Origin of the sequence: Pantoea sp. RSPAM1, assembly GCF_038816185.1 — a bacterium.
GTDB classification, from domain to species: Bacteria; Pseudomonadota; Gammaproteobacteria; order Enterobacterales; family Enterobacteriaceae; genus Pantoea; species Pantoea ananatis.
On record NZ_CP046137.1, the window covers coordinates 3,712,169 to 3,734,526 of the forward strand.

The window sequence follows — 22,358 nt, forward strand, 5'->3', positions numbered from 1 at the left end:
CGGAGCGCCCTCATCTATCAGAACCGGAACGTGGCGGTCCCTGTAATCTGCCGTTCTGCGCCCCAGTAGCACGCATACTCACGATAACAACTGGCAACGTAGTCGCGGTTAAACAGGTTGTTAACGTTAACGCCTACCGTTGAGCCAGGCAAACCAAAACGGCCTAAATCATATTTCAGTGCGGCATCGACGGTGGTGTAGCCTGCCACGCTAAAGTTCTGATTAGCCTCGTTGCCTGCGCTGTACAGCCCCTGACTTTCGCCCACGTAACGTACTCCGGCACCAACCGTGACACCTGACAGCGCGGTTTCGTGGAAGGTATAGTCGCTCCACAGCGAGGCCATGTGTTTAGGCACCTGTACCGGCGTTCTGCCCTGAAGCTGCGTATCTTCCGTATACTCGGCATCGGTATAGGTATAAGAAGCCGTCAGGTTCACGTTCGCGTTCAGCGCCGCTTTGGCTTCCAGTTCCACACCGCGAGAACGGATTTCGCCGCTCTGAATGCTGGCAAACTGATGCAATGGGTTGGGATCTGCCGTCAGATTTTTGGTTTTGGTCAGTTCGTATACCGCAGCTGTCATGACGATCGGCCGATCTTTCGGTACATATTTCACACCGGCTTCATACTGCTTAGCCCGCGAAGGATCGAACGCGTTCCCCTCATACGTCGAGCCCGCATTGGGAAGGAAGGCTTCGCTGTAGCTGAAGTAAGGTGCGATACCGTTATCGAATACGTAGTTCAGACCGCCGCGCCAGGTAAAGGCCTGATCGTTCTGACGATCGAGATTACCGTTATAGCGGTTGTATACTGATGTCATGGCGTAGTCATATCGGCCACCTAACGTCAGAACCCAACGATCCCACTCCATCTGATCCTGTGCATACAAGCCTGTCTGGCGCTGTTTATTTAAGTGTTTGTAGGGCTCAGAATAGGGGAAAGTCGTGTCGTTACCATATTGTGGGTTAAACGGATTTAACGCTGTTGCCGTACCAAACTGTGCGTCAATATCATTACGGGTATGCTGGAAATCGACACCAAGCAATAGGGTATGCGCGAGTTCACCGGTGGCAAATTTAGCCTGTACCTGATTGTCTACAGCAAACTGGTTCAGCTTCTCTTTAGACAGTGCTGAATTGCGCGTAATCAGCTGCGTGTCCGGGTTATAACCAAAGCCGTAAATACTGCGGTAATCCGTGGTTAACTCGGCATAGCGCAGATTCTGACGCACCGTCCAGGTATCATCAAAACGGTGCTCGAAGCTATAGCCCAGCATTTTGGTATTGCGTGAGATGCGGTTGCTCTTCTCGCCCTCATCAAAGTTGGTCGGCAGTTTGTACTGGCTGCCATCAGGCCGGGTGATCGGCACCACGGTCCCTTCACGCGGCAGCCAGCCGTAGTAGCCGGTATCCGGTTCGTTCTGGAAATAGGTCAGCAGATCTAAACGGGTATTTTCATCCGGACGCCAGCTGAATGAAGGGGCAATAGTGTAACGCTTCTGTTTATTGTTCGCCTGCTGGGCATCCTGGCTGCTGGCCAGGCCTGTCAGACGATAGCTGTATACGCCGGCATCGTCGATCGCGCCGCCGAAGTCGAAGCCGGTGGAATAAAGATTATGGTTGCCCATCTGGAACTGGACTTCGCGCAGCGTTTCCTGAGTGGGACGCTTGCTGACTAAAGCGACGACACCGCCGGGATTGCTTTTGCCATAGAGCACAGAAACCGGACCGCGCAGCAGTTCAGCCCGCTCCAGAAAATAGGGATCGATAGCGAATTCAGAGTAGTTGTCACCCTGCAGCTTCAGCCCATCAAGATACTGATTGGTGTTGGTTTCGCTAAAGCCGCGAATCGACAGCGCGTCAATGACCGAGGAGCTGCCCCGATTGCCGGTCAGTACGCCAGGCGTATAGTTAAACGCCTGCTTGACGCTGCTGACGTTGCGCATCTCCATCTCTTCACGCGTGACCACGGAAACCGACTGCGGGTTCTTTTCAATCGGCGTATCCGTTTTGGTTCCGGTAGCGCTGCGTTTCGCAGCAACGGTGGCCGCCGGTCCCCACGGGTTTTTCTGCCCGACAGCGGCACCTCCGTTGGCCGAAACCACCACCGTTTGTTCGGCGAAGGCCAGCGAACTTGCACCGCCGGAAAGCAGCGCGATCATCAGTGCCAGAGGGCGACGGGTAAATAACCTTTGTGGGAAACCAAAAGTGGTGGTGCGCGCAGTCATGAAGGTGTCTCTCAAATGGGGATGAACAAGCGAATCTAAACGATAATGATTATTATAACGTTTCGATAATATGCGAGATACAACATTTTCTGCAAGCGGAATTCCCTTCAGTGGCGCTGTTTGTCGCTCGATTCCCTCATCATCAGCAGGCACAAAAAAAGGCACCGGAGTGCCTTTTTTTAACCGCTTTTAGCCGGTTATTTACCAAACATATCTTTTATCCAGCCCGCAACGCCATCACTGTCTTTCTGTTCCTGTTGTTGCTGCTGTTGCAATTGTTGTTGCTGTTGTTGCTGTTGTTGCTGTTGTTGCATTTGCTGCTGCTGAACCTGCTGCTGCTGTTGCTGACACAGCGCGTTGGGATCCAGCGCCCAAACCGGTAGCGAACGCCAAGTACTGCTGCCCGAGCCACAAACAAAGTTGCCTGCCGAATCGATATTCATCATCGTGACATCTTCAGGCGGCGTCAGCTGCAACGGCATAGGTGCCTGATTATCAAGGTAGCGACGATAGATCTGCATGGCGCCGCTGGCACCGTACAGTTTGGTGGGCTGGTTGTTATCACGCCCTACCCAGGTTATCGCCACTTCTTTTCCGTCGATGCCCGCAAACCAGCTGTCGATCAGGTCGTTTGTGGTGCCTGTTTTACCTGCCAGATGCGCATTCGGGAAGCGTGCCCCCAGCGCCCGTGCAGTACCGCGATCAACGACCTGCTGCATGGTGTACAGCGTTAAATAGGCCGCCTGGGCTGGTTCAACCCGCTGAGCCTGTGGGAAGCTCTGGTACAGCACGGTTCCGTCCTCCGCGATAACAGAACGCACGGCGGACAGTTCGGCATGGTTACCGCCGCTGGCAATTGACTGGAACGCCTGGGCAACTTCAACCGGCGTCAGGTTGAGTGCGCCCAGCAGCATAGCCGGAACCGGGTTGAGCTGATCTTTTGGCACGCCCAGTTTGGTCCAGGTATCCACCACGGCATTGAGCCCCAGCGTCATGCCCAGGTTCACCGTTGGCACGTTCATAGAGTTGGTTAACGCGTCCACCAGCATGACTTTGCCACTGAAGCGGCGGTCGTCATTCATGGGTTTCCAGATGCTGCCGTTGGGCTGTTTCAGCGCAATAGGTTCGTCGGCGATCCAGGTATTCAGCCGGTACGTATTCGGCTGGCTCAGTGCGGTAAGATACGTCGCGGGTTTCGCCAGAGAACCAATAGAACGACGAGCCTGTAACGCACGGTTATAGCCTGCAAACTGCGGATCGGCTCCGCCGACCATCGCACGAACTTCACCCGTAAAGCGGTCAACAACCACCATCGCGGTTTCCAGATCTTTCAGGCCACGCTGCTTTTTCAGGGTGGGAATACCGTCTACAACCGCTTTTTCAGCCGCATCCTGAGAAACCGGATCCAGGGTAGTGAAAATTTTCACGCCCGACAGATCTTTTACCTTGTCACCCAGTTTTGCCTGAAGCTCGTTACGCACCATCTGCATAAAGGCAGGCTGTGGCGTAATGACACCGCCTTTCGGCTGCACGCCCAACGGACGGGCTGACAGCATGTCATACAGTTCCTGGTCGATGACTTTCTGCTGCTGCAGTAAGCGCAGAACCAGATTGCGTCGTTCCAGCGCCAGCTTCGGGTTACGCCATGGATTATAGAGCGAAGCGCCTTTTACCATGCCCACCAGCATTGCCTGCTGATCGAGGCTCAGTTCATCTACCGGTCGGCCAAAGTAGTAAAGGCTGGCCAGGGGGAAACCACGAATCTGATCGTTACCTGCCTGGCCGAGGTACACCTCGTTGAGGTAAAGCTCCAGAATGCGATCTTTACTGTAACGGGCGTCCATGATCACGGCCATGTAGGCTTCACGCGCTTTACGCCACAGTGAACGTTCGTTGGTCAGGAACAGGTTTTTTACCAGCTGCTGAGTCAGCGTACTGCCGCCCTGCACCGCTTTACCTGCCGTAATATTCGCGACGAAGGCACGACCGATAGAATACGGGCTGATACCGTCATGCTCGTAAAAATGGCGATCTTCGGTGGCGATCAACGTATCAACCAGCAGATCCGGGAAACCCGCACGGGGCACAAACAGGCGTTGTTCACCGTTGGGTGACTGCAGCATGGTAATCAGACGTGGATCAAGACGGAAGAAACCAAAATCACGTCCGGTTTCAACGTTTTTAATCTCGCTGAGTTCATCTTTGCTAAAGGTCATACGGGCATGGATCTGCCCCTCTTTGCTGTCCGGAAAATCAAACGGACGGCGCAACAGTTCAATGGTGTTGCCCTTGACCGAGAACTCACCCGGGCGCGTAATACGTGAAACTTCACGGTATTGCGTGCCTTCAAGCAGCGCGATCATTTCACTTTTGTTGTAGGCCATGCCAGGTTCAAGGCTGACCATACGACCATATACGGCGGCAGGCAGCTGCCAGACCTTACCGTCTATGCGGCTGCGAATTTCCGAGTCGAGGTATACGCCCCACGCGGCCATTACCACCACAAATACCAGGAACAGCTTAATTAACCATCCCAGCCAACGGCGTTTGCCGCGCGGCGGTTTTCCACCTTTACCTTTACGTGGCACCGGCGCTTCCTCCTCGTAGTCATCATCAAAATCGTCCTGAGCATCATCATCGATGTCTCTGCGCCGCCCACGGCGGGCGCTGCTGCGCGGTGGCAGCGGTTTTCCTTTGCGCCCAATAGGTTCGCGATCGTTCCCAGACATGCGTTTTATTCTCCAGGCATAGCTTACGGCTGCGCCGCTACTCTAACTGCTTTCTTCACTGTCGCATGGCAGAACCCTCTGAATTAACCTGAGGTTCCGCCCTGTGACGTATGCTTTTTTGTCCGCCTTGTCGGCAAGGCGGAAGCAGGATCGTCAGGCCAGGGATGTTTGGGATAACGCCCTTTCATCTCTTTTTGCACGTCCGCATAGGCTCCCCGCCAGAAGACCGCAAGATCGCGGGTAATCTGTAAAGGGCGCTGGGCGGGCGATAACAGCTCCAGCACCAGTGGAACCCGCCCTTCTGCCACGGTCGGATTGCTGGCTTCGCCAAACATTTCCTGAATGCGTACCGCCAGTGCAGGCGGTTTATCCGCATCATAGCGGATGGGCAGCCGACTTCCGGTGGGCACAGTGTAATGAGTTGGCAGCACAGTATCCAGCCGCTGACGTTGTGACCATGTGAGCAAATGTAAGAGCGCGCTCACAAGATTCACGGACTCTAAACTCTTCAGGTCGCGCACGCCGCTCATCTCAGGCAGAAGCCAGTGTTCGAGCGACTCAAGCAGGCTGGCGTCATCAACCTGAGGCCATGGCTCCTCGGGTAACCATTGGGCCGCACACTGAATGCGCAGACGCAACTGCGTGGACGCCGGCGTCCAGCCCAACACCGAGAGTCCTTTTTTACTGACCCACCGTAGCATGGCCGCCTGCAGTACTTCTGCATCGGGCCGGGCAAGCGGTTGAGTTTTCAGGACCAGCTCGCCAATCTGCTCACGCCGCAACGTGCGCAATGTGCCTTTCTCTTCATCCCATTCCACCTCGGTCCGCTGTTCAACGAGCAGCGGACACTGTTGCGTCAGGGTATCAATATCGACGGGCATGGCCAGCAGGATGCGCGCGTCCGGCGCGCTGCTGCCCTGTAATAATGTGGGCGCGATTAACCATTCGTAACGCGTCAGTGCCTGTTGTTCGTCCAGCATCGCGCCCAGTCCGTTAGCGAGCTGATACCGGCCGCTGTTATCGCGACGTCGTGCCAGGCGGTCGCTGAATCCAGCGGTCAGCAGCGCGGCAAACCGGTCTTCGTCAACCCGGCCACCCAGGATGCCAATGCGTTTTTGCCAGTGCTGTGCGCGGCGTTGCCACTGAGGCGATGGACGATAAAGCGCGTCACGTAAATCGACGCTGGCGCTGCGAGGAGGATCTTCCAGAATGGCCACCAGCAAGGCCGCGCTGGCAACGGCATCAGCGTCACCGCCTGCCGCACATAACATCGCGCTAAGACGGGCGTCGCTGCCCAACTGCGCCATTCGTCGTCCCTGGGTATTAAGATGGCCCTGATCGTCCAGCGCCCCCAGCCGCAACAGCTGCTGCCGGGCCGCACGTACATGCTTTTCCGGCGGCAGATCGATCCACTGTAGCTGATCGATACGGGTGCATCCCCACTGCAGCAGCTCCAGCCACAGCGAGGTGAGATCGCTGTGCAAAATTTCCGCTTCACTCTGTGCAGGCGCGCGTGAGGCCTGTTCCTGCGCTGCCAGATGCAGGCAAATACCGGGCATGACACGTCCGGCTCGTCCGGCGCGCTGCGTCATAGAGGCCTGACTGACGCGCTGGGTCTGCAGCCGCGTCACACCGCTGCGGGCATCAAACAGCGCGCTTCGTTCCTGCGCGCTGTCCACCACCAGGCGAATGCCTTCAATTGTCAGGCTGGTTTCGGCGATGTTGGTCGCCAGCACCACTTTGCGGCGTCCGCTGGCGGCAGGCAGGATGGCTCGTTGCTGGGCCGCGAGGGGAAGTGCGCCATACAACGGGGTCAGATCCACATCAGCGTCAACGCGCGTTTCCAGCTCTCGCTTTACCCGCTCGATTTCCGCAACGCCAGGCAGAAACAACAGCAGTGAGCCCGTTTCCTCCCGCAGTAACTGCGCGACTTCGCGCGCGACTGCCTCTTCAAACCGCAGTGTCTGGCTCAGCGCCGTGTAGCGCCGTTCAACCGGGTAGCTACGCCCTTCCGAGGTAATGAGAGGGGCATTCGGTAACAAGGCTGACAGCCTGGCGTTATCGAGCGTCGCCGACATCAGCAGGATTTTCAAATCTTCACGCAACCCCTGCTGCACGTCCAGCAGCAGCGCAAGTGCCAGATCGGCCTGGAGGCTGCGCTCATGAAACTCATCCAGGATAACCAATGATACGCCGTCCAGCATGGGATCCTGCTGCAGCATTCGGGTCAGAATGCCTTCGGTCACCACTTCAAGCCGGGTCATCGGCCCTGCGCAGCTTTCGCCACGCATACGGTAGCCTACGGTCGCGCCGGGTTGTTCACCCAGCTGCTCTGCCAGCCGTTGCGCCACATTACGTGCGGCAAGCCGACGCGGCTCCAGCATAATGATGCGTCCCGCTATCGCCGGATGCTGTAAAAGCTGAAGCGGCAACCAGGTGGATTTACCTGCGCCAGTGGGCGCGGCCAGCAGGATGTTTGAGGCGTCGTTAAGCGCGCTCAGAAGGTCAGGCAACACCGCGCTGACGGGTAAATCACTCACCGCAAACTCCACGAGTGGCTGTGTTAAGATGGCGCGCATTGTAGCACTCATCCGTGAGGATTGCCGGAGACCGCCATGGCGTCACAACGCTTATTTTTTGCTATTACCCCGCCAGAGGCGCTGCAACAGCAACTGGTTCACTGGCGGGCACACACGTTTAATGAGGATGCTGGCCGCCCGATTGCAGCCGCCAACCTCCACCTGACGCTGGCTTTTTTGGGGGATGTCTCCCCTGAAACCGCCATCCAGCTGCAGACGCTGGCGTCGCGAATCCGCCAGCCAGCGTTTGACGTCGCATTAGACGATGCGGGCCACTGGCCTCGTCCCGGCGTAGTGTGGCTGGGTTGCCAGCGTCCGCCGCGCGGCTTGTTACAGTTAGCAAGCCTGCTGCGCGCCCAGGCCGCGCGACACGGCTGCGGGCAACCGGCCCAGCCCTTTCATCCCCACGTGACGCTGCTGCGTGCGGCGACGCAGCCCGTCGCCCTGCCGCCACGTGGCTTTCACTGGCAATTTTCAGCCAGCGAATTTTCCCTTTTCGCCTCCGAGTACGTGCAAGGCCGGACCCGCTACCGCACGCTGGCCAGTTGGCCCTTACGGCCTTAATCAGGAGCCTTATGCTTTTTTCCCCCGTTCTCAAATCTGCGCGACTGGTTACCCGCTACAAGCGTTTTCTGGCCGATGTCGTGACGCCTGACGGCGAGACGCTGACAATACATTGCGCCAATACCGGCGCAATGACCGGCTGTGCAACGCCGGGCGACACCGTTTGGTATTCAACCTCTGACAGTCTGACGCGCAAATATCCGCATAGCTGGGAGATGACCGAGACGCAGCAGGGCCACTGGATCTGCGTGAATACCCTGCGCGCCAACCAACTGGTACGTGAGGCGCTAAGCGAAAACCAGATTTTACCGCTGGCGGGCTACAAGGAATGTCAGGCCGAAGTCAAATATGGCACTGAAAAAAGCCGAATTGATTTCCTGCTCAAGGCACAGGATCGACCTGAGTGCTATATTGAGGTGAAATCCGTGACGCTTTTGCAGGAAGGTAAAGGCTATTTTCCGGATGCGGTGACGATTCGAGGACAGAAACACCTGCGCGAGCTGAGTCAGGCTGTGGCAGAGGGTCATCGGGCCGTTTTGTTGTTTGCCGTTCTGCACTCGGGGATTGAGGACGTTTCCCCGGCGCGTCACATTGATGCCGCTTACGCAGAGCAACTGGTACAGGCGCAGCTGAGTGGCGTGGAGATTTTGGCTTATCGGGCAGAACTGTCATCGGTCGGGATGTTATTGACGACGCCGGTTGACGTAACATTGTAATATCACTGGCATCCTTCTGTGATATGACTACCTTCTGTCAGGGGTCAACTACGCTGTTCCTCACAGGCTTGTCAAGATGCGATCAGGAATAATTGCCAACCTTGACTGCTTCTGTTATTTATAGCGGCCTGTTTTTTCCCCGTTGGGGGATCGATGTACCCAGGAGAGGGTCATAAACACGGTCAGCGTGAATGCGCTTACCGATGGCTATCGAAGGGTATAGTGCGTGTTATCCAGGAGAGAAACAACATGCAAGAAGGGCAAAACCGTAAAACATCGTCCCTGAGTATTCTCGCCATCGCTGGGGTGGAGCCTTATCAGGAGAAGCCGGGCGAAGAGTATATGAATGACGCGCAACTGGACCATTTTCGCAAGATTCTGGAAGCCTGGCGCAATCAATTGCGGGACGAAGTCGATCGCACCGTTACACATATGCAGGATGAAGCTGCTAACTTCCCTGACCCGGTTGACCGTGCCGCTCAGGAAGAAGAGTTCAGCCTGGAACTGCGTAACCGCGACCGCGAGCGTAAGTTAATTAAAAAGATCGAGAAAACGCTGAAGAAAGTCGAAGATGATGACTTTGGCTATTGCGATTCCTGTGGCGTAGAGATCGGTATCCGCCGTCTTGAAGCGCGTCCTACCGCCGATCTGTGTATCGACTGTAAGACACTGGCAGAAATTCGTGAGAAGCAAATGGCGGGTTAATGTTGCCGTCTGACTGCAGCCACACGGCGGAAGAAGTCCCACTTTTTCCGCCGTGTGATCCCTAACGCCTATGTCATACTCATCCTGCGTTGGGCGCTTCGCGCCATCTCCCTCTGGCGAACTCCATTTCGGCTCTCTGATTGCTGCGTTAGGCAGTTACCTGAGCGCACGTTCACAGCACGGCCGCTGGCTGGTTCGTATTGAAGATATCGATCCGCCGCGTGAAGTCGCCGGTGCCGCAACGCGTATTCTGCAACAGCTGGAGCATTACGGCCTGTTCTGGGATGGCGAGGTGATGTGGCAATCCCAGAGACACGACGCTTACCGGGACGCACTGCACTGGCTAAGAGCGCACCGTCAAAGTTATTTCTGCACCTGTACCCGAAGCCGTATTCAGCAAGCCGGTGGCTTTTATGATGGCCACTGTCGGGATCGTCAGCGCGGCCCCGAAGGTGCGGCCCTGCGCCTGCGCCAGCATGCGCCTGTTTATGGTTTTCAGGATCGGCTCAGAGGCGAGATTATTGCCGATCGGCGACTGGCTGAGGAAGATTTTATCATTCATCGTCGTGATGGGCTGTTTGCTTACAATCTGGCTGTCGTCGTGGACGATCATCATCAGGGCATCACGGAAATTGTACGCGGTGCAGACTTAATTGAGCCTACGGTACGGCAGATTGCGCTTTACCAGCAATTCGGCTGGACGCTTCCGGACTATTTGCATTTGCCGCTGGCAACAACGGCCGATGGGCAGAAACTTTCTAAGCAAAATCATGCGCCCGCGTTACCGGAAGGGGATACGCGGCCGAGCCTGGTGCAGGCTTTACGCTTTCTGGGGCAGCCTGTCGCCGAAGGCTGGATGGACAAAACGCAGGAGAAACTGCTGTCTGACGCCGTGAAGCAGTGGAATATCGCTTTGATACCTCACGATAACGCCCTGATAACGGATGCATAGACAACAGCATTCTCAAATGATTCACAACAGGCTATGATTAGCCGCTGATTTTACCTACACCCTAATTGTCACTGTCGAGGTGTCCCATTTTTACCCGAGTCGCTAATTTTTGCCGGAAAGTCCTGAAGCGTGATGACGAGGAAGCACCAGCAGAGGTTGAACCTGAGAGTCATATGACCATCATTCCTCGTGAAAGCCACACCATCTCACGTAAAGACATCAGCGAAAATGCCCTCAAGGTGCTGTATCGTCTGAATAAAGCCGGTTATGAAGCCTATCTTGTTGGCGGCGGCGTGCGCGATTTGCTGCTGGGACAGAAGCCTAAAGACTTCGACGTGACCACAAACGCCACGCCGGAGCAGATGCGTAAACTGTTCCGCAACTGCCGTCTGGTTGGCCGTCGCTTCCGTCTGGCGCACGTGATGTTTGGGCCGGAAGTGATCGAAGTGGCGACATTCCGCGGTCATCATCAGATTGAAGAGACCAGCGACGATCATAACAATTCTCAGCGTGCCCAGAGCGGTATGCTGCTGCGCGACAATATCTTTGGCAGCATCGAAGATGATGCTCAGCGTCGCGATCTGACGATCAACAGCCTCTATTACAGCGTGGCCGATTTTTCGGTTCGGGATTATGTCGGTGGTCTGAACGATCTGCAGCAAGGGATTATTCGCTTGATTGGCGATCCGGAAACCCGTTATCGCGAAGATCCTGTGCGCATGCTGCGCGTTGCGCGTTTCGCTGCCAAATTAAATATGCGTATTGCGCCTGAAACGGCCGAGCCGATTCCCCGTCTGGCGTCATTACTTCGCGACGTGCCCGCTGCGCGTCTGTTTGAAGAGTCGCTAAAACTGCTGCAGGCCGGCTATGGTTACAGTACCTGGCTTAAGCTGTGTGAATACCAGTTATTTCAGCCGCTGTTCCCCACGCTGGCCCGTAACTTTACCGAGAACGGCGACAGCCACATGGAGCGCATGCTGGCCCAGGTGCTGAAGAACACGGATAACCGTATTCAAAATGATATGCGGGTTAATCCGGCCTTCCTGTTCGCCGCGATGTTCTGGTATCCACAGCTCGAAGCGGCAGAACGTATAGCGCAGGAAAGTGGCCTGACCTATTACGATGCCTTTGCCCTGGCCATGAACGATACGCTGGACGAAGCCTGCCGTGCGTTAGCCATTCCCAAGCGCATCACATCGTTGATTCGCGACATCTGGCAGCTGCAGTTACGTATGTCTCGTCGCCACGGTAAGCGGGCCTGGAAGCTGATGGAGCATCCTAAGTTCCGTGCTGCTTACGACCTGCTCTCGCTGCGAGCAGAGGTAGAAAACAATCCGGAACTGCTGCGCCTGAGTAAGTGGTGGGGAGAGTTCCAGGTTGCCGCGCCGCCACAGCAGAAAACGATGCTGAATACCCTGGGAGACGATCCGGCCCCCCGCAGCCGCTCGCGCCGCCCTCGTCGCCGTTCAACGGCTCCGCGTCGTGATAACAACAACGCCTCATGACCCGGGTTTATCTAGCATTAGGCAGTAACCTTGCCGATCCGCTGCATCAGATTGATGCAGCGCTCTCAGCCCTGGACGCTCTGCCTGAGACGCAACGCGTAGCTACCTCCCCCTTTTACCGCACGCCGCCCTATGGCCCACCCGACCAGCCGGACTACCTCAATGCGGCGGTCGCGCTTGAAACCGCGCTTACTGCCGAGGCGCTCCTGGATCAAACCCAGCGAATTGAACGGGAACATGGCCGCGTTCGCAAAGCCGAGCGCTGGGGCCCGCGCACGCTGGATATTGATATCATGCTGTTTGGTACAGCCAGCCTCAACAGCGATCGGCTGATTGTGCCGCATTACGACCTGCTTAATCGTGCATTTATGCTGGTACCGCTGCTGGCGATTGCCCCCAATCTGCACCTGCCTGATGGCCGCCCGCTTCAGCCGCTTCTGGCCAGACTTGACTGCTCCAGCATCCGTCCCTGGCACAGCTGATCAGCTATTCACACGTCACAGATTCCGCTCAGCAACGCGATACAGTAAAATGCGTCCATCTGAATTTCTGAGTTGAGAGCGCCATGAAACCCACCACCATTTCTCATTTGCGTCAGTGGAAAGAAAGCGGCAAAAAATTCGCGACCCTGACCGCCTACGAGTTTAGTTTCGCCCGGCTGTTTGCCGATGAGGGCATTCAGGTGCTGCTGGTAGGTGACTCGCTGGGAATGACCGTACAGGGCCATGATTCGACGTTGCCTGTAACGGTAAGCGATATCGCCTACCATACCGCAGCGGTGCGTCGGGGTGCGCCTCAGTCGCTCTTACTGGCTGACCTGCCCTTCATGAGTTATGCCACGCCAGAGCAAACCTTCAGTAACGCAGCGCAGCTCATGCGAGCCGGGGCCAATATGGTGAAGCTGGAAGGCGGCGCATGGCTGGCAGACAGCGTACGCATGCTGACGGAACGCGCCGTGCCGGTATGTGGCCATCTGGGATTAACGCCGCAGTCTGTGAATATTTTTGGCGGTTATAAAGTACAGGGGCGCGATGAAGCAGGCGCGGAGCAGCTCCTGGCTGATGCGCTGGCTATCGAAGCGGCGGGGGCTCAGCTGCTGGTGCTGGAATGTGTCCCTGTTGCGCTGGCGCAGCGCGTGACCCAGGCGCTGGCGATTCCGGTGATTGGTATCGGCGCAGGTAACGTTACCGACGGTCAGATACTGGTCATGCATGACGCCCTGGGGATCACCGGCGGGCACGTGCCCAAATTTGCGAAAAACTTTCTGGCTGAGACCGGCGACATCCGGGCGGCCATCCGCCGCTATATTGCTGAAGTTGAAGCAGGAAGCTATCCCGCTGTTGAACACAGTTTCCAGTAATTCAGGAGAATTGCCGTGCTGATCATCGACACTCTGCCTATGTTGCGACGTGACGTTCGTCGCTGGCGCGAGCAAGGTAAACGTATCGCGCTGGTGCCGACAATGGGCAACCTGCACGAAGGGCATTTAACGCTGGTCGACGAGGCGCGTGAACGGGGTGATATCGTTATCGTGTCCATTTTCGTCAACCCCATGCAGTTTGATCGTCCTGACGATTTGGCTCGCTATCCGCGTACGCTCCAGGAGGATTGCGAGAAGCTCAACCGTCACGGCGTCGATGTCGTGTTTGCGCCCTCACCTGCCGAGGTTTATCCCCAGGGGCTGGCCAATCAGACGTTCGTAGAGGTCCCGGTGTTGTCATCGCTGCTGGAAGGCGCGAGCCGTCCCGGCCATTTTCGCGGCGTCGCGACCATCGTCAGCAAGTTGTTTAATCTGGTTCAGCCCGATATTGCCTGCTTCGGCGAGAAAGATTTTCAGCAGTTAGCCATCATTCGTAAAATGGTGGCGGATATGGGGTTCGACATCGAGATTGTCGGTGTGCCCACCGTCCGTGCCAAAGATGGCCTGGCGCTCAGCTCACGCAACGGCTATCTCACTGACGATGAACGCAAGCTGGCCCCCGGTTTGAGTCAGGTAATGAATGAAATGGCCGCCCGACTGGCTAATGGCGAGCGGCAGATTGACGATATTATTGATGCCGCGAATCTGTCGCTGCAGGAAAAAGGATTGCGTCCGGATGGCCTGGCAATCTGCGATGCAGAAACATTAGCCCCTCTGACGGTGGACAGTCAGCGTGCCGTGGTTTTAATGGCGGCCTGGCTGGGGAACGCACGGCTGATCGATAATCAACAGGTCGACCTCACGCAGTAAAGGCTGCAGGTCGTATTTTTGGCTGTATAACAAGGTTTCTGACTATGATTCGCACGGTTTTACAAGGCAAATTGCATCGCGTGAAGGTGACGCAGGCAGACCTCAACTATGAAGGCTCCTGCGCCATCGATCAGGATTTCCTTGATGCTTCTGGCATCCTGCAATACGAAGCCATCGATATTTACAACGTGACCAACGGTCAGCGTTTCTCTACCTATGCTATCGCCGCCGAACGAGGTTCAAAAATCATTTCGGTCAACGGCGCAGCGGCGCGCTGTGCCTGTGAAGGCGATATCCTGATTATCTGCTCCTATGTGCAGGTTGAAGATGCAGAAGCCCGTCAGTGGAAGCCCAACGTGGCCTACTTTGAAGGGGATAATCAGATGAAGCGCCTGGCGAAAGCCTTGCCGGTACAGTTGGCGTAAGCCCGGCCCACATAAAAAAGCAGCGATATCGCTGCTTTTTTTGTCCGTCATGGCATCAGGTACGCAATCCGCGCCCGCGCTGAATCAGGAAGTAGACCGCGATATAGAACACCACGATAAAGGCAATCAGTACCGATAAGGTCAGCGCCAGCGGAACATCGTGGATGCCGAGGAAACCAAAGCGGAAGCCGCTTATCATGTACACCACCGGGTTCAGCTTTGAAATGGCTTGCCACACGGGCGGTAACAGCGTCAGCGAATAAAACACGCCGCCCAGGTAAGTTAATGGCGTCAGTACAAAGGTCGGTATCAGGCTGATATCGTCAAAGGTACGGGCAAACACCGCGTTAATCAGGCCGGCCAGCGAAAACAGCACGGCAGTGAGCAGCAGCGTGACGGCAACCATCGTCCATGAATGAACATGGAAAGGGACAAAAAACAGCGACACCGCCGTCACCAGCACACCGACACAGATGCCACGTGCCACACCGCCACCGACATAGCCCGCAATAATAATATGCGTCGGCACCGGCGCCACCAGCAGCTCTTCGATATTGCGCTGAAACTTGGCACTAAAAAACGAGGAAGCCACGTTGGCATAGGCATTGGTGATCACCGACATCATAATCAGGCCAGGCACAATAAACTGCATGTAGCTAAACCCATTCATATCGCCGATACGCGCACCGATAAGGTTGCCGAAGATAATAAAATACAGCGTCATGGTGATAACGGGCGGCACCAGCGTCTGAATCCAGATACGGGCGAAGCGGTTCACCTCCCTGGCCCAGATGCTCTTTAACGCCACCCAGTACAAATGTGTCATGCTTTAGCTCCTGTTTTTCCTTGCGTCAGGCCGACGAACAGCTCTTCCAGACGATTCGCTTTGTTGCGCATACTCAGTACCTGCACGCCCTGAGCGCTGAGCTGGCTAAATACACTGTTCAGCCCCTGCTCACGTAGGACTTCGACCTCCAGCGTAGAGGTATCGACCAGGCGATACTGGAAACCTTCCAGCGACGGCAGCGGACTGCGCGGGGCCAGATCCAGGATAAAAGTTTCCGATTTCAGCTTTGACAGCAGGGATTTCATGGAGGTGTTTTCCACCAGCTCGCCATTTTGAATAATGCCGATGTTGCGGCACAGCATTTCTGCCTCTTCAAGATAGTGAGTGGTCAGAATGATAGTGGTGCCCTGCGCGTTCAGATCTTTCAAAAACACCCACATTGAGCGGCGCAGTTCAATATCGACCCCGGCGGTAGGTTCATCCAGAATCAACAGCTTGGGCGCATGCATCAGGGCGCGGGCGATCATTAAACGACGTTTCATGCCACCGGACAACATCCGCGCGCGCTCGTTGCGTTTTTCCCACAGGTCGAGCTGCTTGAGGTGCTTTTCCGCACGTTGCAGGGCGTCACGGCGCTCAACGCCATAGTAACCCGCCTGATTCACTACGATCTGCATGACCGTTTCAAACGGGTTAAAGTTAAACTCCTGTGGGACAAGGCCCAACTGGCGTTTGGCGTTCACTACGTCTTTTTCCAGATCGTAGCCAAAAACCCTGACGCTGCCCTCAGACTTATTCACCAGCGAACTGATAATGCCGATAGTGGTCGATTTACCCGCGCCGTTAGGCCCTAAAAGCGCATAAAAATCACCGGCTTCGACGTTCAGATCGATGCCCTTGAGCGCCTGTACGCCGCCGGGATAGGTCTTGGTCAGCCGGGATAGTTCCAGTGCATAGGTCATTCTGAATACATACCCTGTTGTATGGCATTGTAATGCCGTTTGAATTTAGGAAGCCTTCGCCTATAGTACGCGCACGCACATGCGCAGTAACAGGTTGCTTAACGCCATGACAGATATTGATACCCTGATCAGTAATAACCGCGAATGGTCCACATTACTGGTCAAAGAAGATCCCGGTTTTTTTGAGCGACTGGCTCAGGCGCAAAAACCGCGCTTCCTCTGGATTGGCTGTTCAGACAGCCGCGTGCCCGCCGAACGCCTTACCGGCCTTGAGCCCGGCGAACTGTTTGTTCATCGCAACGTCGCCAACCTGGTCATTCATACCGACCTCAACTGCCTTTCTGTGGTGCAGTACGCGGTAGAGGTGTTAGAAGTTGAACATATCATTGTGTGCGGCCACTATGGCTGCGGTGGTGTTCAGGCCGCTATGGATAACCCGGAGCTGGGTCTCATAGATAACTGGCTGCTGCACATTCGCGATCTCTGGTACAAGCATAGCGTGTTACTGGGGGAACTCCCGCCGGATAAACGCCTGGATAAACTTTGCGAAATCAACGTTGTTGAGCAGGTTTATAATCTTGGGCATTCCACGATTTTGCAATCCGCCTGGAAACGTGGACGCAAAGTTTCGCTCCATGGCTGGGTTTACGGTATCCAGGATGGCTGCCTGCGCAATCTCGATGTGACGGCAAGCAGCCGGGAAAACCTTGAACAACGCTATCGTCATGGCATGGCTAATCTGTTAGTTAACGGCGATTTTCAGCGCCAGTAACGCTGTTGCACGACAAGCCTACACGAAACGACGGGCTCAGGCCTTGGAAGAATGTGCGGTAAACGGCATTCAGTCTTCGAGCGGCACCACTTTGCCGATGTAAGGCAGGTGGCGATAATGTTGCGCATAATCAATACCAAAGCCCACCACAAACTCATCGGGAATAGAAAAGCCGACGTATTCAACGTTGACGTCGACTTCCCGACGTTCAGGCTTATCCAGCAGCGTACAAATCGCCAGTGATTTTGGCTCACGCAAGCGCAGGATTTCACGCACTTTCGAAAGCGTGTTACCGGAGTCGATAATGTCTTCGACAATTAAAACATCTTTGCCGCGAATATCTTCATCCAGGTCTTTCAGGATTTTCACATCCCGGGTCGTAGACATACCGCTGCCGTAACTGGATGCCGTCATAAAATCCACTTCGTGCGGAACATCAATGACGCGGCATAAATCAGCCATAAACATAAATGAGCCACGAAGTAGCCCCACCAGCACCATATCACTGCCGCTGTCGCGGTAATGCTCGGTGATTTCTTTGCCCAGTTCAGCGATGCGCGCGGCGATTGCCTGTTCAGGGATCATTACGTCAACAGTATGTTTCATTGCCTTTTGCCCGGTAGCTCACAAAGCCACGCAGTCTATCATAGTAAAAAGGCATACTGATGCCGCGCGGAAAAAGCAAACGTTTACGTGTTGTAAAAATCTTCACCTTTCGTCTGTCAGTTGCACAGTCAGCATTACCTTAGAACAACACAGCATTTAACAGCATTAATTGCTGCATGATAGAGTTTTATCAACATATCGTTATGCAGTTCACGACCTTATTGGGAGATCTCAATGACTTCACCCTCAAGTAAGAACACGCACGTTGGCGATCGTCAACTGCATCCTGAAACCCAGATGCTGAATTATGGCTACGATCCGCGTCTTTCGGAAGGTGCCGTGAAGCCGCCCGTGTTTCTTACCTCTACCTTTGTTTTTGACAGCGCAGAAGAAGGCCGCGACTTTTTCGACTATGTTTCAGGCCGTCGTCAGCCGCCGGAAGGCAAAAGCGGCGGGCTGGTTTATTCCCGCTTTAATCATCCCAACAGCGAGATCGTAGAAGATCGCCTGGCCATTTACGAACAGGCGGAAAGCTGTGCCCTGTTTGCTTCCGGTATGGCGGCTATCTCGACGACACTGTTAACCTTTGCACGACCGGGAGAAGTCATTCTGCATTCGCAGCCGCTTTATGGCGGCACGGAAACGTTGCTGAGTAAGACACTGCACAATCTGAACATTCAGGCGGTCGGCTTCAGCGACGGACACGATGAAGCAAAAGTGCGTGATGCGGCTCATCGTGCGATGGCGCAGGGGCGGGTCGCGATGATTCTGGTGGAAACCCCGGCGAATCCCACCAATAGCCTGGTGAATATAGCGCTGATGGGGCGCATCGCCGACGAGATCGAGCGGCATCAGGGTTCGCGTCCGGTCATCGCCTGTGATAACACCTTGCTGGGCCCGATTTTTCAACAGCCGCTGACGCTGGGGGCGGACTTATCGCTGTATTCTCTGACGAAATATGTCGGCGGGCACTCTGACCTGATCGCTGGCGCGGTGATGGGTAAGAAAACCCTGATGACGCCAATTCGCGCCCTGCGCAGCGCTATCGGTACGCAACTCGACCCGCACTCAAGCTGGATGATTGGCCGTTCGCTGGAGACGCTGTCGCTACGCATGGAAAAAGCCTTTCACAATGCCGAAGCCGTTGCCGCCTTTCTGCAGCCGCATCCTAAGGTAGCAGCGTTGCACTGGCTGCCCTATCTGAATGCAGAAAGCCCGGCGGGCAAGACGTATCGCGAGCAATGCAGCGGCGCTGGTTCGACCTTCTCTTTTGATATTGTGGGCGGACAACCTGCCGCGTTTCGCTTTCTCAATGCACTTGCGTTGTTTAAGCAGGCCGTTAGCCTGGGCGGTACCGAGTCACTTGCCAGCCATCCCGGCACAACCACGCATTCTGGCGTGCCGGATGCGGTCCGTGAGCGCATCGGTATTACCGACGCGACAATACGATTATCGATCGGCATTGAACATGCCGCAGATCTGGTAGAAGACATCCGACTGGCCCTTGAACAAGCCTGATCAGGTCACGGTGAAGCCCAGCATCATCCCGGTATCTTCATGCTCCAGCAAATGGCAGTGGGCCATATAAGCATGATCGGCGGCGGCAGTGTGATTGAAACGCACCAGTACTTCACTGCGCCAGCCGTCGACATTCACCATGTCTTTCCATCCCTGACGATGGGCGGCGGGCGGTTTGCCGTTTTCTGAAAGAATACGGAACTGTGTACCATGAATATGAAAAGGATGCAGCATGCTGTCGCCTTCGCCGGAAATGGTCCATTTTTCCACGGCGCCCGGCTTCACATTGAACGCGGGACTCGTCATATCAAATGCCAGACCGTTAATTTTATTGCCGTTATGGAAATCATAGGCCACAGCGGACATTGCTTCATGGTCCATATTCTGGTGATCCATCGTGTCTGCGCCGCTGTCATGTTTCATCCCGCTCGCGTCGTTACCCATGGGCATAGCGTGCTGCCCTCCTTTGCCCATGGCTTTCTCACCGTAACGCGCCATTAACGCCTGCATACCTTGCTGATCCAACTGGGGATCCATACTGAGCTGCAGCCAGCGTGTTGTCAGGCCTTCTGTTTTTGACACAGCTGGCAGCGTGGCGAGCTGGTCGGGTAACGTTGCACTGGCCATGATCCGCAGCGGCAAGATATTTACCAGCGGCAGGGGGCGATCGAAAGGTGCCAGCGTCATGCCCATTTGCGTGACCGGCAGCGTAACGATATCAAAGGCGTTGCCGTCAGAGGTATCGACCATGATCTCAAAACGCTCACCGGGAAGTAGCGGAAGTGAATCCACTTTCACCGGCTCCGACAGCAGCCCACCGTCACTGGCGATAACATACAGGGGACGTTTGTCGCTGGCCGCGATATGCAGCGAACGGGCATTGCAGCCGTTAAGCAGGCGCAGACGTAGCCAGCCACGCGGCACGGCGTGCTGCGGATACTGCACGCCATTCGTCAGCATCATGTCGCCAAACCAGCCCACGGCCGCCCGCATCACGTCAAGTTGATAATCGATATGCTCGCCAGACTGACTCAGCTGCTTATCCTGAAAGATAAGCGGTACGTCGTCGGTGCCCCACTGGCTGGGCAGCCGGAGCGTACCTGACGGCTGATCCTCCAGTAAAATTAACCCCGCCAGGCCCTGAGCGACCTGATGGCCGGTTTTGCCGTGTAAATGCGGATGGTACCAGCAGGTTGCCGCAGGCTGATCCGGGGTAAAGGTCACCTGACGCATCGCGCCCGGCGCAATGACGCCCTGTGGGCCGCCGTCTACCTCACCGGGAATGTCCAGCCCGTGCCAGTGAAGCGTCGTCGCTTCTTTAAGGCGGTTATGAATGTTGATGGTGGCGGTCGTTCCGCGCTTCAGGCGAATCGCCGGGCCCAGCAGGCTGCCATTGTAGCCCCAGGTGGGTACGGCTTTCCCCTGCCACTGCGTCGTGCCCTCCATCGCCGTCAGGCTGTACAGGCCATTCGCATCCGCCTCCAGCAATGCGGGGACAGGAAGCGGCGGTCGGGTAGCGGCCATGAGCGAGCGACTCCAGAGCGGCAGCGCACCCGCCGCGCCCAGTGCCGCGCTGAGTTTCAAAAAGTGGCGACGTTGCATAATCAGCATCCTTGTAACGAAATGACCTGAAGCCTAAACCCTGCCCCTATGGCAAGGTCAAGCATAGCCGGACAGAATGCCCCGAAAAGCGTAAATTAATCGAAAATCTTTACATAACTATGCTAACGTCTTAAGACAATTATCTGATGAGAATAACTATGAAGAAAAGCATCAAGATCCTGCTGCTAGCGGGACTCTTCGGCTTCTCCTCCACCAGCTTTGCCCTGAGCGAATCTGAAGCAGAAGGTCTTGCCGATCTCACTGCCGTATTCGTTTATTTAAAAAATGATTGTGGCTACCAGGATTTGCCCGATGCGCAGATTCGTAAGGCGTTGGTGTTTTTTGCTCAGCAGAACCGCTGGGACTTGAGCAATTACAACAACTACAACATGAAAGCCCTCGGTGAAGCCAGCTATCGTGATTTAAGCGGCATCGCTATTGCTAATGACCAAAAATGTAAGTCGTTGGCCCGGGATTCTCTCAGCCTGCTTGCCTATGTAAAGTAGCGCGCCAGCCCGCTCTCCCGCCAGACATTTGCCCGTGCAAGGACTATCATAGTTAGCTATGATGTCCCGCCGGTTTTCGGGGTGATGTCACGAAAGGAGAGCTTCATCATGGCCCAAAATGAGATGTGGTATGAAACACTTCATACCGGCTTTGGCCAGTATTTTACCGTCGATAAACAGCTTTATCGGGATAAAACGGCCCACCAGGATTTAATCATCTTTGAAAACGCGGCCATGGGTCGCGTCATGGCGCTGGATGGCGTGGTGCAAACAACCGAACGTGATGAGTTTATCTATCACGAGATGATGACGCACGTGCCATTGCTGGCTCACGGCTCGGCAAAAAGCGTGCTGATCATCGGCGGCGGCGACGGTGCCATGTTGCGCGAAGTGTCCCGCCACGCTGATATCCAAAAAATCACAATGGTCGAGATCGATGCTGGCGTGGTCACCTTTTGCCGTCAGTATTTGCCTAATCACAGTGCCGGCGCTTACGACGATCCGCGTCTCAATCTGGTTATTGATGACGGCGTGAATTTCGTCAATCATACCAATGAGAAGTTTGACGTTATTATCTCAGACTGTACCGATCCCATCGGTCCGGGCGAAAGCCTGTTTACCTCTGAATTCTATGCAGGCTGTAAAAAAGCCCTGAATGAGAACGGTATTTTCGTTGCACAAAACGGCGTCTGCTTCCTGCAGCAGGATGAGGCGGTGAACAGCCATCGTAAACTCAGCCACTACTTCCAGGATGTCAGTTTTTATCAGGCGGCTATCCCGACCTACTACGGCGGGATCATGACGTTTGCCTGGGCCAGCGACAATCCTGCTTTGCGTCAGCCCGACGCGGCGCTGTTACAGGCGCGTTTCGAAGCCTCTGGCTTACGCTGCCGTTACTATACACCGGCGATTCATACTGGCAGCTTTGCCCTGCCACAATATCTGTTGAATGCACTGGAAGACCCGCGCTGACTG

20 protein-coding genes are annotated in these 22,358 nt (G+C 55.4%); 13 read left to right on the forward strand and 7 right to left on the reverse strand.

Annotated features, from left to right (window positions below):
* Positions 1-17: 17 nt before the first annotated feature.
* The 3 genes from fhuA to hrpB all read right to left on the reverse strand — a co-directional run bounded on the left by fhuA (position 18) and on the right by hrpB (position 7,533).
* Complete coding sequence (gene fhuA / locus GKC68_RS18035) at positions 18-2,225, reverse strand: ferrichrome porin FhuA (protein ID WP_342656383.1); 2,208 nt, start codon at positions 2,223-2,225, stop codon at positions 18-20.
* Between the two features lie 197 nt (positions 2,226-2,422).
* Complete coding sequence (gene mrcB, locus GKC68_RS18040; RefSeq protein ID WP_342656384.1) at positions 2,423-4,954, reverse strand: bifunctional glycosyl transferase/transpeptidase; 2,532 nt, start codon at positions 4,952-4,954, stop codon at positions 2,423-2,425.
* 83 nt (positions 4,955-5,037) lie between these two features.
* Entirely contained in the window at positions 5,038-7,533 is a 2,496-nt protein-coding gene (gene hrpB / locus GKC68_RS18045; RefSeq protein ID WP_272844135.1) for an ATP-dependent helicase HrpB, read from the reverse strand.
* 36 nt (positions 7,534-7,569) lie between these two features.
* On the opposite strand from hrpB, the gene thpR reads away from it, so the two are divergent.
* The 9 genes from thpR (at position 7,570) to panD (ending at position 14,630) form a co-directional block, all read left to right on the forward strand.
* Positions 7,570-8,097 carry an RNA 2',3'-cyclic phosphodiesterase gene (gene thpR / locus GKC68_RS18050; protein ID WP_028724730.1) on the forward strand — a complete coding sequence of 176 codons (528 nt, stop codon included), beginning with the start codon at positions 7,570-7,572 and terminating at the stop codon, positions 8,095-8,097.
* An 11-nt stretch (positions 8,098-8,108) separates the two neighbouring features.
* Positions 8,109-8,813, forward strand: coding sequence for a DNA/RNA nuclease SfsA (sfsA, locus tag GKC68_RS18055; protein ID WP_342656385.1), 705 nt, complete (start codon positions 8,109-8,111; stop codon positions 8,811-8,813).
* A 249-nt stretch (positions 8,814-9,062) separates the two neighbouring features.
* A complete protein-coding gene (dksA, locus tag GKC68_RS18060; protein ID WP_006117731.1) occupies positions 9,063-9,518 on the forward strand; it encodes an RNA polymerase-binding protein DksA in 456 nt (151 codons plus the stop codon).
* A 70-nt stretch (positions 9,519-9,588) separates the two neighbouring features.
* Positions 9,589-10,470, forward strand: a complete 882-nt coding sequence (gene gluQRS, locus GKC68_RS18065; protein WP_028724728.1) for a tRNA glutamyl-Q(34) synthetase GluQRS — start codon at positions 9,589-9,591, stop codon at positions 10,468-10,470.
* 86 nt (positions 10,471-10,556) lie between these two features.
* Positions 10,557-11,975, forward strand: coding sequence for a polynucleotide adenylyltransferase PcnB (pcnB, locus tag GKC68_RS18070; RefSeq protein WP_204367163.1), 1,419 nt, complete (start codon positions 10,557-10,559; stop codon positions 11,973-11,975).
* The gene (gene folK, locus GKC68_RS18075; protein ID WP_221611261.1) at positions 11,972-12,457 is read left to right on the forward strand and encodes a 2-amino-4-hydroxy-6-hydroxymethyldihydropteridine diphosphokinase; all 486 of its coding nucleotides are present in this window, start codon (positions 11,972-11,974) and stop codon (positions 12,455-12,457) included. Before pcnB ends, folK begins: the two co-directional genes overlap by 4 nt.
* An 83-nt stretch (positions 12,458-12,540) precedes the next feature.
* Positions 12,541-13,335, forward strand: coding sequence for a 3-methyl-2-oxobutanoate hydroxymethyltransferase (gene panB, locus GKC68_RS18080; RefSeq protein WP_264238690.1), 795 nt, complete (start codon positions 12,541-12,543; stop codon positions 13,333-13,335).
* Positions 13,336-13,350: 15 nt separating this feature from the next.
* Positions 13,351-14,205, forward strand: a complete 855-nt coding sequence (gene panC, locus GKC68_RS18085; protein WP_013024659.1) for a pantoate--beta-alanine ligase — start codon at positions 13,351-13,353, stop codon at positions 14,203-14,205.
* 44 nt (positions 14,206-14,249) lie between these two features.
* Positions 14,250-14,630: an aspartate 1-decarboxylase gene (panD, locus tag GKC68_RS18090; protein WP_013024658.1), complete on the forward strand. Its 381-nt coding sequence runs from the start codon at positions 14,250-14,252 to the stop codon at positions 14,628-14,630.
* 55 nt (positions 14,631-14,685) lie between these two features.
* On the opposite strand, the gene GKC68_RS18095 is transcribed toward panD, so the two are convergent.
* Complete coding sequence (locus tag GKC68_RS18095; RefSeq protein ID WP_028724723.1) at positions 14,686-15,456, reverse strand: ABC transporter permease; 771 nt, start codon at positions 15,454-15,456, stop codon at positions 14,686-14,688.
* Complete coding sequence (locus GKC68_RS18100; RefSeq protein WP_028724722.1) at positions 15,453-16,379, reverse strand: ABC transporter ATP-binding protein; 927 nt, start codon at positions 16,377-16,379, stop codon at positions 15,453-15,455. Before GKC68_RS18100 ends, GKC68_RS18095 begins: the two co-directional genes overlap by 4 nt.
* Positions 16,380-16,485: 106 nt before the next feature.
* On the opposite strand from GKC68_RS18100, the gene can reads away from it, so the two are divergent.
* A complete protein-coding gene (gene can, locus GKC68_RS18105; RefSeq protein ID WP_028724721.1) occupies positions 16,486-17,151 on the forward strand; it encodes a carbonate dehydratase in 666 nt (221 codons plus the stop codon).
* Between the two features lie 69 nt (positions 17,152-17,220).
* Here the strand turns inward: can and hpt are convergent, their stop codons facing one another.
* Complete coding sequence (gene hpt / locus GKC68_RS18110) at positions 17,221-17,757, reverse strand: hypoxanthine phosphoribosyltransferase (RefSeq protein WP_028724720.1); 537 nt, start codon at positions 17,755-17,757, stop codon at positions 17,221-17,223.
* Between the two features lie 234 nt (positions 17,758-17,991).
* Here hpt and GKC68_RS18115 point away from each other — a divergent pair, with 234 nt between their 5' ends.
* Positions 17,992-19,275, forward strand: a complete 1,284-nt coding sequence (locus GKC68_RS18115; RefSeq protein WP_028724719.1) for a cystathionine gamma-synthase family protein — start codon at positions 17,992-17,994, stop codon at positions 19,273-19,275.
* Here GKC68_RS18115 and cueO read toward each other — a convergent pair whose 3' ends face one another.
* The gene (cueO, locus tag GKC68_RS18120) at positions 19,276-20,877 is read right to left on the reverse strand and encodes a multicopper oxidase CueO (protein ID WP_264238691.1); all 1,602 of its coding nucleotides are present in this window, start codon (positions 20,875-20,877) and stop codon (positions 19,276-19,278) included.
* A gap of 158 nt (positions 20,878-21,035) precedes the next feature.
* Between cueO and GKC68_RS18125 the strand changes: the two genes are divergently transcribed.
* Together GKC68_RS18125 and speE are read left to right on the forward strand one after the other, a co-directional pair.
* Positions 21,036-21,383 carry a YacC family pilotin-like protein gene (locus tag GKC68_RS18125; RefSeq protein WP_342656386.1) on the forward strand — a complete coding sequence of 116 codons (348 nt, stop codon included), beginning with the start codon at positions 21,036-21,038 and terminating at the stop codon, positions 21,381-21,383.
* A 108-nt stretch (positions 21,384-21,491) separates the two neighbouring features.
* A complete protein-coding gene (speE, locus tag GKC68_RS18130) occupies positions 21,492-22,355 on the forward strand; it encodes a polyamine aminopropyltransferase (protein WP_064366214.1) in 864 nt (287 codons plus the stop codon).
* Positions 22,356-22,358: the final 3 nt, after the last annotated feature.